At 73.3% G+C, this 13,103-nt stretch carries 11 protein-coding genes; 7 read left to right on the forward strand and 4 right to left on the reverse strand.

What is annotated here, in order from left to right; genetic code table 11:
• Positions 1–34: 34 nt before the first annotated feature.
• The gene (locus LPU43_RS21430) at positions 35–937 is read left to right on the forward strand and encodes an NAD-dependent epimerase/dehydratase family protein (protein WP_229402396.1); all 903 of its coding nucleotides are present in this window, start codon (positions 35–37) and stop codon (positions 935–937) included.
• 822 nt (positions 938–1,759) lie between these two features.
• Here LPU43_RS21430 and LPU43_RS21435 read toward each other — a convergent pair.
• Both LPU43_RS21435 and LPU43_RS21440 read right to left on the reverse strand, forming a co-directional pair.
• Positions 1,760–3,853, reverse strand: a complete 2,094-nt coding sequence (locus tag LPU43_RS21435) for a cellulose binding domain-containing protein (RefSeq protein ID WP_229402397.1) — start codon at positions 3,851–3,853, stop codon at positions 1,760–1,762.
• Positions 3,854–4,110: 257 nt separating this feature from the next.
• The gene (locus LPU43_RS21440) at positions 4,111–5,550 is read right to left on the reverse strand and encodes a SagB/ThcOx family dehydrogenase (protein WP_229402289.1); all 1,440 of its coding nucleotides are present in this window, start codon (positions 5,548–5,550) and stop codon (positions 4,111–4,113) included.
• Positions 5,551–5,609: 59 nt separating this feature from the next.
• Here LPU43_RS21440 and LPU43_RS21445 point away from each other — a divergent pair, with 59 nt between their 5' ends.
• The 5 genes from LPU43_RS21445 to LPU43_RS28795 all read left to right on the forward strand — a co-directional run bounded on the left by LPU43_RS21445 (position 5,610) and on the right by LPU43_RS28795 (position 10,830).
• Complete coding sequence (locus tag LPU43_RS21445; protein WP_229402290.1) at positions 5,610–6,719, forward strand: NYN domain-containing protein; 1,110 nt, start codon at positions 5,610–5,612, stop codon at positions 6,717–6,719.
• A gap of 302 nt (positions 6,720–7,021) precedes the next feature.
• On the forward strand, positions 7,022–7,789 hold the full coding sequence (locus tag LPU43_RS21450) for a hypothetical protein (RefSeq protein ID WP_229402291.1): 768 nt from the start codon (positions 7,022–7,024) through the stop codon (positions 7,787–7,789).
• Positions 7,790–7,799: 10 nt separating this feature from the next.
• Complete coding sequence (locus LPU43_RS21455) at positions 7,800–9,224, forward strand: TolB family protein (protein ID WP_229402292.1); 1,425 nt, start codon at positions 7,800–7,802, stop codon at positions 9,222–9,224.
• A gap of 210 nt (positions 9,225–9,434) precedes the next feature.
• Entirely contained in the window at positions 9,435–9,794 is a 360-nt protein-coding gene (locus tag LPU43_RS21460) for a hypothetical protein (RefSeq protein ID WP_229402293.1), read from the forward strand.
• The gene (locus LPU43_RS28795; RefSeq protein ID WP_306416161.1) at positions 9,781–10,830 is read left to right on the forward strand and encodes a T3SS (YopN, CesT) and YbjN peptide-binding chaperone 1; all 1,050 of its coding nucleotides are present in this window, start codon (positions 9,781–9,783) and stop codon (positions 10,828–10,830) included. The genes LPU43_RS21460 and LPU43_RS28795 overlap by 14 nt, the downstream gene beginning before the upstream one ends.
• A gap of 19 nt (positions 10,831–10,849) precedes the next feature.
• Here LPU43_RS28795 and LPU43_RS21470 read toward each other — a convergent pair whose 3' ends face one another.
• Entirely contained in the window at positions 10,850–11,314 is a 465-nt protein-coding gene (locus LPU43_RS21470) for a MarR family winged helix-turn-helix transcriptional regulator (RefSeq protein ID WP_229402294.1), read from the reverse strand.
• Between the two features lie 118 nt (positions 11,315–11,432).
• Between LPU43_RS21470 and LPU43_RS21475 the strand changes: the two genes are divergently transcribed.
• Positions 11,433–12,323: a pirin family protein gene (locus tag LPU43_RS21475; protein ID WP_229402295.1), complete on the forward strand. Its 891-nt coding sequence runs from the start codon at positions 11,433–11,435 to the stop codon at positions 12,321–12,323.
• A gap of 156 nt (positions 12,324–12,479) precedes the next feature.
• Here the strand turns inward: LPU43_RS21475 and LPU43_RS21480 are convergent, their stop codons facing one another.
• Positions 12,480–13,082 carry a hypothetical protein gene (locus LPU43_RS21480; RefSeq protein WP_229402296.1) on the reverse strand — a complete coding sequence of 201 codons (603 nt, stop codon included), beginning with the start codon at positions 13,080–13,082 and terminating at the stop codon, positions 12,480–12,482.
• Between the last annotated feature and the right edge of the window lie 21 nt (positions 13,083–13,103).

Raw genomic sequence — 13,103 nt, forward strand, 5'->3', positions numbered from 1 at the left:
TGTGCCGACCGGGGCGGAGCGCGTGTTGGCCGGGATGGAGGTGGTGGTCACCGGGGCCAGCGGGTTCTGCGGGGCTGCCGTGGCCCGCGCCGCCGCTGCCGCCGGGGCCCGGGTGCGCTGCCTCGGCCGGCGGCCCGGCCCGCTCGGCCGGCACGTGCCGTGGGACGCCGCCCGCGACGTCCCCGACCTCGCCGGGGCGGACCTGGTCGTCCACCTCGCGGCGGCGGTCGGCGACCCGGTGCCCGGCCCGGCGACCGAGCGCGCCTACCGGGCGGTCAACGTGGACGGCACCGCCCGGCTGCTGGACGCCGCCGCCGCCCGCCCGGTGGTCTGGGTCAGCAGCGCCAGCGTCTACCGGCCCGGAGGGCCGACCCTCGTCGCCGAGGAGCACCCGGTCGACGGGCAGCTCACCGCGTACGGGCGCACCAAGGCGGCCGGGGAGCGGCTCGCCCTGGCCGCCGGGGCCGTCGTGCTGCGCCCCCGCGCGGTCTACGGGCCGGGCGACCCGCACCTGCTGCCCCGGCTGCTGCAAGCCCGCCGGGGCCGCTGGCTGCCCGTGCCCGGCCCCGACGTGCGGCTCAGCCTCACCGCCGTGGAGAACCTGGCCGACGCCTGCCTCGCCGCAACCGGCTGGCCGCCCGGGGCGTACAACGTCGCCGACGACCGGCCGTACTCGCGTGACGCCGTGCTGCGCGACGTGCTCGCCGCGACGGGCCAGCCGGCGCGGCTGCTGCACCTGCCGGTGGGGCTGGCCGGCGGCGCGGCCGGCGCGGCGACCGCCCTGTCCCGGCTGACCCGGCGCGCGCCGACGCTGACCCGGTACGCCGTCGACCAGCTCGCCCGGGGCATGGTGCTGGACATCAGCCGGGCCCGCGCCCGGGGCTACCGGCCGCGCCGGGCCCTCGCCGACCACCTGGCCCGGCTCCGCGCTTCGTGACGCGCGGCAGGCGAAGGATCTGCGGGCGCCCTGGTTGCCACCGCGAGCCGACCAGCGGCACGGAACGGGTCATCCCGAATCACACCGAAGCCGGTTCGGTGACCGGCCGGACTACCCGCTGACCCGCCGGCCCCGCCGTCGGCCGCAGGCCGGGCGCCCGTCTACTGCCGGCTCAGGCCGATCGATTCGCTCCGGTGTGTGTCGAGGGCCGGCTCGACCCACGCTTTCCGCATGGGGGCGGACGACCAAGGCACCGCTAATCCTGGGAGAGGCGACTACCTGAAGCGTGCCGTAGCTCTCCGCGCTGTACGCCGCGTAGTCCCCTGGGTAACCTGCCTCACCCTGCCCTGCCGCCTTTGCTCTGCTTCCACATATGCAACAGTGACGCTGGGTAGTCGCGCTGCGACCGGCCCTGCGTTCGTCGGCCCTGCTCACCAAGCTGTTGCGTCCGTGGGTGCAGAGCAAAGGAGACGGCGCGGGGTGGCGGCGGGGCACTGTCGGGTACGCACCGTGACAGCTGGCGGTGTCATCGTCTTCGGTGACTCACGGTGATTGCTCGCGCCGGTGTCAGCGCCTCACCGCCCCGCTGCAGGCCCTCGAGCACGGAGACGCCCACGGTCAACGGTGCTCGGTTGGCCGGCTGTATGTCGCCGTCATGGGGTGGTCCGGGGCGGACGAAGGCCGCGATGTCGGCGACCTGGAGTGGATCAAGCGCGGACCCGTAGCGATCCGCCCGGGGCTACCGGCCGCGCCGGCACCCTCGCCGACCACCCGGCCCGGCTGACCGGCCCGGGGGAGCGGACGAGGGTGCCGGCGACGACGTCACAGGACGGTGCAGGGGACGCCGTTGAGGGTGAACCCGGTGGGCGGCACGTTCGGGCCGCCGTACCCGCCGACGAAGCCGACGCTCGTGCTGCCGCCGCCCCCGGGGAGCCGGCGGTTGTCGGCGGTGCTGGTCGCCCGGACGGTCCGGCCGACCTGCTCCCAGGTGGCGCTCCACCCGCTGTTCACCTGCTGCCAGGCGGTCGGCCAGGTCCAGGTGAGCGTCCAGCCGTCGATGGGGTCGGCACCCTTGTTGACGATGTCGACGGCCCCGACGTAGCCGTTGCCCCAGTCCGTGGTCCTGCCGAAACGGACGGCGCAGGTGCTGGCGGCGGGGCTGTCGGTGGTGAAGGTGAGCGGCGGGGAGGACCAGGAGACGCGGCCGGCGGTGTCCCGGGTCACCACGTTGACCGTGTACCTGGTGCCGGGGACGAGGTTGCCGACCGCCAGCGCGGTGCCCGAGGTCTCGCCGAGCTGCTCGCTGACGGTCCCGTTCTGCCGGTACACCTCGTACTTGGCGATCGGGCTGCGGCCCGGGCTGGCCGCCGGCCAGGAGATGGTCGCGGCCCGGTCGGTGACGGCGGCGGCCGTGGGCCGGCCCGGCGCGCCGGGCTGCCCGGTGACCGCGTCGGCGGGGCGCAGCACGAGCGTGGTCAGCGAGTACGGCGGCAGGACCCGGCTGGTCGCGCTGCCCGAGGCGCCGGTGGCGATGGCGGTGGCGCCGTTGGTGTGGGTGTGCGTCGTCGGCGCGGCGCTCGACGGGGTGAACCCGGCGTAGTCGATCTCGACCGGGTGCGCGTCGTCCGGGTCCTTGTTCACCAGCAGCACCGCGAGGTCCCCGTTGGGCCGGCGCGCGGCGTGCGCGGTGACCAGCGGCTCGTCGGTGCCGGCGCGGACGAGCTGGTCGCCGGGGCGGACGAAGAGGTTCATCATGGACAGCCCGTGGTACGGCGCGAACGGCGTGTTCAGCGGCGGCTGGCAGACCGACCCGTCGGCGGTGCAGTTTCCGCTGGAGAGGATGCCGAAGTCGCCGTAGTCGGTGTGCCCCGCGACCTGGGAGATCGTGCCGATGCCGTTGTGCACGTTCCACCACTGCACCGTGAAGACGCCGTTCTCCAGCAAATCGGTGTAGGCGTCGGCGAGGAAGAGCGCCCCCGGCTGGGTGGTCCGGCCCGCGTCGACGTTCAGCTCGGTGAAGCTGATGCCGATGCGTTCCGCCCCCGCCCCGGCGTACCGGGCGATCTGTTGCCGCAACAGGTGGGCCGCGTCGTCGATGTGCGCGGTGCGGGCCAGCGACTCGGCGGCGGTGCCGCCCGGGTACCAGTGCACGTCGACGAAGTCGATCTTCTGCCCGGCGATCGAGAGGACGGTCTGGTTCCACGGCCCCGGGTCGCTGCCGGCGGTGATGCCGTCCGGCCAGTTGCCCGGCATGGTCAGCACCGCGCCCACCTTGATGGTCGGGTCGACCGCCTTCATCGCGTCGGCGTAGTCGACGACCAGCCGGGCGTACTGGCTGGCGCTCTTGTCGGGGTGGTCGTCGGCCTCCCAGGCCGCCCCGTAGTGGCCGTTGCCGTAGTTCTCGTTGCCGACCGCCCAGTACTTCGCGCCGTAGCCCTTGGTCACGTTGGCGTACCGCACCCACTCGGCGGCCTCGGCCGGGGTGCCGGTGCCGTAGTTCGCGATGATCATTGGCTGCGCGCCGACCCGGCGGGCCCCGGCCATGAAGGTGTCGAAGTCGGTGTTCGGGGCGACGTACCCGCCGGGCGCGGTGTGGGTCTTCCAGTGGTAGATGTCGCCGTAGGAGCCGCCCGGGTACCGCAGCATCCGCACGCCGGCCGCGCGCAGCAGGTCGGACGTCTCGTCGGTGGCCAGGTTCTGGTCCCAGATGGCCTGGTTGACGCCCAGCGCGGTGTCCGGCACGGTCGCCAGCCCCGCCCGCGCGTTGACGGTGACGGCGACCGGGGTGGTCGCGGCGTCGGCGCTCGGCGGGCTGATGGCGGCCGACGCCGCCGCGACGAGCAGCAGGCTCGCGGCGAGGGCGGGCCAGCGTCGACGGGCGGGCCGGGTCGGGCCGCCCGGCGGGGGCGCGGGCATGGTCGGGTTCTGCATGGTGGAGTCCTTCATGGGTAAGACGGAGACGGACTGCCCGGTGGTCATCGCAGTTGTCGCCGTCCGTCCCACAGGCCGTGCCGGCCCGGGGTGCCCAATGGACGACTGTCGGCCCCACGCGCGGCCTCTGATCGACGCATCAGAATCTCACGGTGGTCCCCGCCAGCTCAAGGCCGCAGCGGGAAGCCCTTCCGGCGGGGTGCCGCAGCGGCTGCCGTCGGCCGGTCAGGGTCGCCCCGTCGTCACGACCGGCCGAGCCGGGGCGTGACCGGCCGGACCTCCACCGGCGCGCCCGGGCGGCCACCGGCGCGCGAGGCGTACTCCGGGACGCCCACGCAGGTGAAGAGCAGCCCGACGGTGTCGTCCGGCTCGCCGAGCAGGCCCGGCACCTCCGAGTCCAGGAACGTCATCCCGGAGGCGCCCGCGCCCAGCGCGTACGCCGCCAGGTGCAGCCGGCCCTCCACGAGCCCGGCGGCGAGCTGGGCGTCGCGGTAGGCGCGGTCGTCCAGCGGCGCGCGCGGGGTGGCCGCCACGACGACGTACGCGGCGTCGGCGGCGAGCGCCTGGTCCAGGCAGACCCGCAGCAGCTCGTCGCGCAGGTCGCCCGCCCGCAGCGGCCGGGACAGCTCGGGCCAGCGGTAGAGGCCGGGCGGCACCCCGTCGACCCCGTGCACGGCGACCCAGTGCGGCACGTCCACCCCGCGCAGCGCCGCGGCCATCGGCCACTCCAGCAGGGCGCGCGGCAGCGTCCGGGAGCGGTCCATGCGCCGCTGCGAGCCGCGCCGCCGCACCACCTCGTCGAGCGGGTCCGACGGCGGCACGTCCGACAGGGCGGCCCCCTCCGGCCAGGGCGCCCCGAGGTCGTCGCGCTCGCCCGCGCGCTGCGCCCCGGTGCACAGCGGCAGCTCCACCGGCGGCAGCTCGCCCGGCGTCGCCGCGCCGGTGGGGGTGATCGCCGGCTCGCCGTCGCCGAGCGAGAGCAGGGCCAGCGGATACTCGTGCACCCCGTCCGCGCCGACCAGCTCGCGCACCGTGGCGTCGGGGAAGAGCGAGCGCAGCCGGGGCGCGAGCCCCGCGCCGGCCGTCGCCGCCGAGAGCTGCGACAGCAGCGTCCCGGCGTCCCAGTACAGGTGACGCCACCCGCGCTCGGCGTAGCGCCAGCCCGTGCGCCACGGCACGCCCGTCACCACGAGTGTCGTCGCCGCCCCGGCGGCGGCGGGGGCGACCTGGACCAGCGCGTGCTCCACCGCGTCGTACCAGTGCACGCCGTCCGGCACCCCGGCGACGCCGCGCGTGCTCGCGTACACCTCCAGGGGGAAGCGTGCCCCCGCCGAGCCGGAGGCGCGGAACAGGACGCGGCGGCCGGCGCGCGCGGCGGTGCGCACGACGCCGGCGCCGAGGAAGAGCACCCGGCCGAGCTGCGCGGCGTCGAGGGGCCGCGCCGGGGCCGGGACGCCGGCGAGGACCGCCGTCGCGGGCGTGCCCGGGTCGGGCAGGTCGCGCGGCAGCGCCAGGACCGGCAGCCCGCCCGGGTAGCCCTTGACCGGCGGCGGCAGGGTCGCCGGGTCGTTCGGGACCAGGTCGCGGCGCACACGCGGGTCGTCGGCGGGGGTGTCCCACTCGCGGTCGGGGGTGTACGACGTCAGCCGGTGCAGCAGCCCGGCGCCGGAGTCGAGGTCCACCGGGCCATCCTGCCAGCCGATACCGGCCTCGGCACGCCCGAGCACGTACGCTGGCCCTCGTGGATCACGAAGACCGGATCGCCCTGTTCCTCGACTACGAGAACCTCGCCCTGGGTGCGCGCGAGCACCTCGGCGGGATGGCCTTCGACCTGCGCCCCATCGCCGACGCGCTCGCCGAGCGGGGGCGGGTGGTGGTGCGCCGCGCGTACGCCGACTGGTCGTACTTCGACGAGGACCGGCGGATGCTCACCCGCTCCCACGTGGAGCTGATCGAGATGCCGCAGCGGATGGGCGCGTCGCGCAAGAACGCCGCCGACATCAAGATGGCCGTCGACGCCGTTGAGCTTGCCTTCGAGCGGGCGTACGTCTCGACGTTCGTGATCTGCACCGGTGACAGCGACTTCACCCCGCTGGTGCACAAGCTGCGGGAGCTGAACAAGCGGGTCATCGGCGTGGGCGTGGAGAAGTCCACCTCGGCGCTGCTCCCGCCGGCCTGCGACGAGTTCCTCTACTACGACCGGCTGGAGGGGGTGGAGGCCCCGCCGACCGCGCGTCGGCGCGGCCGCCCGGCCCGGCCCGGTGCCGAGCCGCAGCGGCCGGAGCGCGCGGAGCAGGCGGAGCCGGCGCAGCCCGAGCCGGAGGAGGAGGCGCGGCCGGCGGGTGAGGAGGAGGCGGCGCGCGACGTGGACACGCTCAGCGTCCTCGTCGCCCAGACCGTCGCCGGCCTCCAGGGCAGCTCCGGCGGCGAGGTGACCGCCTCGACGCTCAAGCGCACGCTGCTGCGCAAGGACCCGACCTTCAGCGAGTCCGACTACGGGTTCCGCACCTTCGGGGAGCTGCTGCGGCACCTCGCCGGCCGCACGGTGATCGAGCTGGGGGAGGGTCCGGCCAAGGGCGACCCCGAGGTCTCCCTGCCGGAGCACGGCGACCGGGAGGTGGCCTTCGGGCTGCTCGGCTCGGTGGTCGCGGAGTTGGCCGGCGACGGTGGGGCGGTCGCCCTGTCCGGGCTCAAGAACCAGCTCCGGCGGGCGCGGCCGGACTTCAGTGAGAAGAAGCTCGGCTACCGCAGCTTCCTCCAGTTCTGCAAGGCGGCGGCGACCACCGGCGTGGTGGGTCTGGAGTGGAGCCCGGACGCCGACGATTACCTCCTCACCGCCCCGACGCCCTGACCGGAACCTCTGGTCGCGCAACTGCCTCGTAGGTATCGACTGGTGTCCCAGGCTGATAGCCTGTGTGCGTCGGCGCGCGTGAATCTGGCGCTGAGGGAAGTCGAACCGACTATGGCTCCATACACCCTAGAAAAAATCCGGGGGGTGCAGGAATGCCGCGACGGGCAAGGGTGAAAAGGTCCGCCCCGGAGCCGGAGCCGGAGCCGGAGCCGGGGTCGTCGGCGGCGGCGGGAAGCAGCGCCCGCCGATCTGAGGCCCTGTCCATAGCGCTGCTGGCCTTCGCCGGCACGGTAATCGCAGCGTTGATCGCCGCCTTCGCCACCTTGTACCCGAATCTCAGAGGATCGCCGAAACCGGATCCGGCTGCGCAGCCGGCGACGCAGTCGCCGGTGGCGCCGACCGTCACGCCTTCTGGCGACCCGCCAGGCCCGCTCAACATCACTTCTCGGCTCTCTGACGATCGCTGCACCGACCGGTGGCACGTCGAGCAGCCACCCTCCAACATACCCGCTCCCGGTGACAATCCCGACGGTCTCGGCGCTTGGGCCAAGAGCGTGGGTGCGACGGCGTCGGGTGTGCGGCGGGTGGCACTCCACATCGACTCCGAGACGAAGGCCCAGGTCTCCGTCGAGATGATCCGCGCGGTGGTGATTGGCAGTCGGTCGACTCCGATCAGCGGCGGAACCGTGGTGGGGATCGGGTGCGGTGGTCAGGGCAGCTATCGTGCTCTTGAAGCTGATCTGGACGTCGAGCCGCCGAAGATGACGTCAAAGGTGGTGCGCTCCGGCGAGGAGGATGAGCTTCTGAACCTGAAGCCGGTCAAGTTCCCCATCGAAGTGTCCGACACCGATGCAGAGGATTTCCTGATCGAGGCCAAGGTCACGCGTTTTGATTTGCGCTGGCAGATCGAGGTGGACTGGGCCATGGGAGATCAGCGGGGAACCCAGGTCGTCAGGAACGACGGTGGAGAACTCTTTCGGACCACAGGATCCGGCGGGGAGGCTGCCGTGTGCATCTGGCACGAGAGCGGCAAGTTGATCCAGAGCCAGTCCCGCAACTGCGGGTCATGATGACGGTGGCGTGGAGGTCTCCATGTCGGGTGCGGCGCGAGAGCGTCGGTCGCTGGCGTTCCGCCTACGCTGGCTGATCTTCAGCGCTCCCATACTCGTAGTCGTCGGCACTCTGTTCTTTCTGGACCGAGACGTCGACGACCCAGCGCCTCCAAGACGCGGCGGTGGCCTGCGGCTCGTCGGTGTGGAGCGGCAGGAGATCACAGCGCCGTCAGAGACGTTGAGGGTGACGAGCCACGGCTCCGTGAGCGGGGACGGTCGCTACGTCGCGCTGGTGGAGATTCTGACAGAGGTGGTCGACGGTCGGCCTTCCGTGGACAGCAGGTACGGACTCTTCATCCGGGACCGAAAGAACGGCACCGTCGAGCAGGTCTCCCTTCCTCCGCTCGAAGGCGGCTCCCGAGCCGAAATCGAGATCGCGGGCATCAGCGCGGATGGTGCCGTCGTGCTGTTCAAGGCACCGGTGGGAACGGATCCGACCACATTCGGGAAGATTCTGGGAACCTTCGTCTACGACCGCGCCGCTCGTCGCGTCAGGCAGCTCGCACCCGACAGGCTGCTCGCTGGCGGAAAGGGCGGCTCCCGGGGCGAAGTCACTTTGAGCGGTGACGGCAAGTGGGTCGCCATTGCTACCGATCTTCGCCTCGCCCCCCGAGACACCAACTCGTGGACCGATATATACCTCATGGAGCTCGCGACGAACCGGTTCACGCTCGTCCGGCCGGACGCAAAGGTCATCCCTGGTTCCCGTGCGAACGACTGGCCGTCACTGAACCATGACGGCACGGTCGTCGCGTACACCTCCGCCTCTCTGGAGGGGAGTGACGGCGATGTTCCGAGCGAGGACGTGGTGATCTGGGATCGCAGGCGGGGGCGTACGGAGCTGATTTCTCCGACGCCGGGAGGTAAGCCGCACCGCGGCAGTACCTCGTTCTCGCCGCGGATCACGGCATCCGGTCGCCACGTGGTCTTCTCCTCCGACGCGCGCGACCTGGTGCCGAATGACACCAACACCGAAATCGACGTCTTCATCAGAGACCGGGATGCCGACACGCTGGCTCGTGCTTCGGTGGCAGCCGACGGCGGTCAGAGCGACGATGGCGCGGGCGGTGCCATCGTCGATGACAGCGGAAGGTTCATCGTGTTCGAGGCCGAGGACCCCAAGTTCCTGCCTGCTGGTGCCACCCTTCCCCCGAGTGACGCCATCGATCCGAAGACCTCCCTGCCGGTCGGGAAGGTCATCAACATATATCTGAAGGACATGGAGACCGGGTTCCTCCAACTCATCTCAGCCGCCCCCGGCGGCGGCCCCACCGACCGCAGCGCATTTCCGATCAAGCTCACCGGTGACGCCCGTCTCCTGCTCTTCGGCTTCCGTTCCGAATCACCGCCGCTGGACGGCACGTTCCTCGCCACGTTGGCACCCGAGAACTGAGGAGGCGGAGGTGATTCCACCGCCGCGCCGTCAGGGAGGCGGCACAGTGCCGGCAGCCCCCGCACACTGACCCGGCTTGCGATTCCGGCTCCGTCGCGCTCTTCGTCCTCACGGCCGAGACTTGTGCCGCCCCGTTACCGTCGACTGTGGCGTCAGCACCCGCGCCAGGGCGGTGCGGGTGGTGGATCACTCGATCGCTAGGGTAGGGACGTGTCTCTATGGATGGCCGCGGTCTGGGGAATGGTCGGCAGCGCAGTGGCCGAGGCACTGAACCTCTACGGCATGATGCGCCCGACCACCGAGTCGGAGGGCCGGTGGCAGTGGCCGTGGCGGGACCAGCGGGACCGGCCGATCGTCATCTTCGCCGTCCTGCTGCGGGCGGTGGCCGGCACCGGCCTGGCCGCCGCCGCCGGGGCGGGCGGGCTGGCGGAGAGCGCGTTCGCCAGCTTCACCTTCGGGGTCGCCGCGCCGCTGGTGATCGCCAAGATGTTCGACCAGATCCGCATGGTGGAGCCGCCGGCCGACCCGCCCGCCGGCGCACCGGGCGGTGAGCACGATGACGGCGCGTGACAACAGGTGGGGCCGCCTCGTCGCCGCGCTGGCGGCCCGGCCGGCCGTCACCGCCACCCCCGCCCCGGTGCCCCGGCGCACCCGGTTGGCCGCCGCGCTGGCGGCCCGGCCGCTCGCCGCCGCCGGCCGCGCGCCGGCGACCGCGCCGGCCGCGCCGCCCGTCGGTGACGACAAGCTGACCGAGCGGGTGAAGGGCATCCTGGCCGCCGTCCTCGGCGTCACCGCCGACCAGCTCCGGGTCGACGCCGACGGTGACGTGGGCATCCGCGCCGGCTCCGCGATGATCTTCGTACGCGCCCAGAACGATCCGCCCCTGGTGGACGTCTTCTCGCCGCTGCTCACCGGCGTCGAGCCCACGGAGACCCTCTACCAGCGGCTTTCCGACCTCACCAACGGGCTGGTCGTCGGCCGGGTCTACTGCACCGGCGGCACGGTCTGGGCGTCGATCCCCGTCTTCGGGCAGGACTTCGTCCCCACCCACCTGCTGCTGGCCGTACGGGCGATGATCGCGCTGGCCGACGACCTGGACGACCGGCTGCGCCACGAGTTCGGCGGCAGCCGGTTCTTCGGGTCGGAGGCCGTCGGGCTGACCCCCGTGCCCGACCCCACGGGCTACCTGCGCGACCTCGCCGACTCCGACGCGGCCGGCGCGTGGGGCGCGGGCAGCGTGCTGGTCGACCTGCTGGCCGACCGGGGGCACACCGAGGAGTTGCGGCTGCGCGCCGACCACGGCGACCCGCACGCGGCGGCCCGGCTGGCCGCCCTGCTCGCCGAGCGGGGGCAGGCCGACGAGGCCGAACGGTACTGGCGGGTCGCCGCCGAGCACGGCGACGCGCGGGCGCACGACGAGCTGGCCGGGCTGCTGGCCGCCGACGGCCGCCCGGACGAGGCGATCGACCTGCTCCGCCGCTCCGTCGACCAGGGCAACCGACGTTCCCTGCCGCTGCTGGTCACGCTGCTCACCGAGCACGGCCGCCTCGACGAGGGCATCGACCTGCTGCGCCGGTGGGCGGCCCGAGGCACCCCGGAGGGCTGACGCCCCCGGCCCGGCCGGGTCAGACCCGGTCGACGGGGGCGTCCCGGTCGCGGACCCGGGTCGCGATCGCGGTGAGCGTGTCGATCTCCCCCGGGCTGAGCAGGTCGACGAAGTGCCGCCGGACGGTGTCGACGTGGCCGGGGGCGGCGGCCTCGATGGCGGCCCGGCCCGTCGGGGTCAGACACACGACGGTGCCGCGCGCGTCCGTGGGGCATTCCCGGCGGGTGAGCAGGCCGCGCGCCTCCATCCGGCGGAGCTGGTGGGACAGCCGGCTGCGGTCCCAGCCGACGAGGCTGCCGAGTTCGCGCGCCCGCAGCCCGCCGGGGGGCGCCTCCGACAGCGGTACGAGCAGGTCGTAGTCGGCGCTGGACAGGCCGGCCTCGGCGAGTTGGCGTTCGATCAGCCGGTCGAGGTGACGACGCATCTCGTAGAAGGCGCGCCACATGCGCGACTCCCGCTCGTCCAGCCACCTCGGTTCGCCCACGCCGCCAGCCTAGCCGCCGGTTGCTGACACGTCAGCGACTATTTCGTTGACGCGTCAGCATCCCCGCGCTAGTTTTGCTGACGAGTCAACAAAATGCCCGACGGGGAAGGAACCGCCGATGGACGCCCCCACGCTCACCCCGGTACGCACCGTCGCCCGGGTCGAGACCCGCCACCGGCTCGGCCCGGACGCGCAGGTCGACGACAAGGCGCTGGTCTTCGCGCCCAACGACCCGGCGCTGACCGACCCCTTCCTGCTGCTCGCCGAGGACTGGTTCTCCTCGCCCGGCTTCGAGTGGCACCCGCACCGGGGCGTGGAGACGGTCACCACCGTCCTCGACGGGGTGCTCGAACACGGCGACAGCCTCGGCAACGCCGGCGCGCTCGAACCCGGCGACGTGCAGTGGATGACCGCCGGCCGGGGCATCATCCACCGCGAGCTGGCGTACCGCGACGAGCACGCGCACACGCTCCAGCTCTGGCTGAACCTGCCCGCCGCGCGGAAGCTGACCGAGACCCGCTACCAGGACCTGCTCGCCGCCCACCGGCCGCGCGTCGCGCGCACCGGTGCCGTCGTCGACGTCGTCTCCGGCACCGTCGACGGGGTCACCGGCCCCGCCCTCAACCACGTCGACGTGCAGGGCGCGCTGGTCCGCCTCGACCCGGGGGTCACGCTGCGCTACCCGCTGCCGGCCCGGCACCGGGCGTTCGTGTACGTCGTCGCGGGGCGGGCGACGGTGGCGGGCCGGCGCGTCGCCGCCGGGCAGACCGCCTGGTCGGACCCGGTCGCCGGGGTGGACGGCGGCAGCGAGCTGCCGCTGGCCGCCCCGGACGGCGACGCGCCGACCCGGCTCATGGTCTACAGCGGCACCCCGTTGCGCGAGCCCGTCGTCTTCGGCGGCCCGTTCGTGATGAACCGGCGGAGCGAGATCACCCAGGCGTTCGCGGACTTCCGCGCCGGCAGGTTCGGCGACGTCCCCCGCCAGGCCCGCCTCGCCTACGACCGGTAGGGCCGCGAACGCTGACTCCCTCCCGCATTCACGGAAAGCGTGGCCATCCCGCCTCGGACGGCCACGCTTTCCGTGATTCGGCTGCCCCGCGCGGCGGCGGGGCCACGGCCCCGGGCCGGCGGCGCTCGCGGGTGCCCGCCCGCCAGTGTGAGCCGGTCAGGCCCAGCAGACCCAGTCGCGCGCCTGCCGCACCCAGACCGTGATCTGGGTGGCCGAGAGGGCGACGCCGAGCAGCCAGGCGGCCACGTACCACGGCGAGTCCAGGAGCGGTGCCGTCACGGCGAGGCCGGCCACCGGCACGCCCGGAAAGATGATCAGGTAGGAGAGCCGGCCAGAGAGGTTGCTGCCGAACCTGCGGTACACCGAGGTGCGCAGGTGGTGCTCCCACCCCAGCACCCGGTCGTCCCCGGTGTACTCGGCGAGCAGCGGCCGCAGGTGCTCGTTGATGTAGTCGCCGATGTTCCTGGCGTGCAGGACGTACCACTGGTAGACCAGCCCGATCGCGCCGGAGGCCGGCGGCAGCGCCAGCAGCAGGTGGGGGTCGGCCCGGTTGGCCAGCACGAAGCCGACGAGGGCGGCGACCACGGTGATGTTGAGGTTCATCATCGTGCGGTGGGCGCCGGCCAGGTTGTCGATCTCGTTGCGCAGGGCCGCGAACTCGGCCAGCGCCACGTCGACCGGGCCCGGCGCCCGGTCCGGCCCGGCGGGCCGGAGCCGCTGCGGCGAGCGGGGGAGCGCGACCATCGGTGAGGAGTCCATGACGGAATGGTGACGGGCGCG

The sequence above is a fragment of the Micromonospora okii genome, from assembly GCF_020884795.1.
Taxonomy (GTDB): Bacteria; Actinomycetota; Actinomycetes; order Mycobacteriales; family Micromonosporaceae; genus Micromonospora; species Micromonospora okii.

Coding starts and splice junctions, on each gene's coding strand:
- LPU43_RS21430 (WP_229402396.1), top strand. CDS start 35: ATGGAGGTGGTGGTCACCGGGGCCAGCGGGTTCTGCGGGGCTGCCGTG.
- LPU43_RS21435 (WP_229402397.1), bottom strand. CDS start 3,853: ATGCCCGCGCCCCCGCCGGGCGGCCCGACCCGGCCCGCCCGTCGACGC.
- LPU43_RS28795 (WP_306416161.1), top strand. CDS start 9,781: ATGACGGCGCGTGACAACAGGTGGGGCCGCCTCGTCGCCGCGCTGGCG.
- LPU43_RS21475 (WP_229402295.1), top strand. CDS start 11,433: ATGGACGCCCCCACGCTCACCCCGGTACGCACCGTCGCCCGGGTCGAG.
- LPU43_RS21480 (WP_229402296.1), bottom strand. CDS start 13,082: ATGGACTCCTCACCGATGGTCGCGCTCCCCCGCTCGCCGCAGCGGCTC.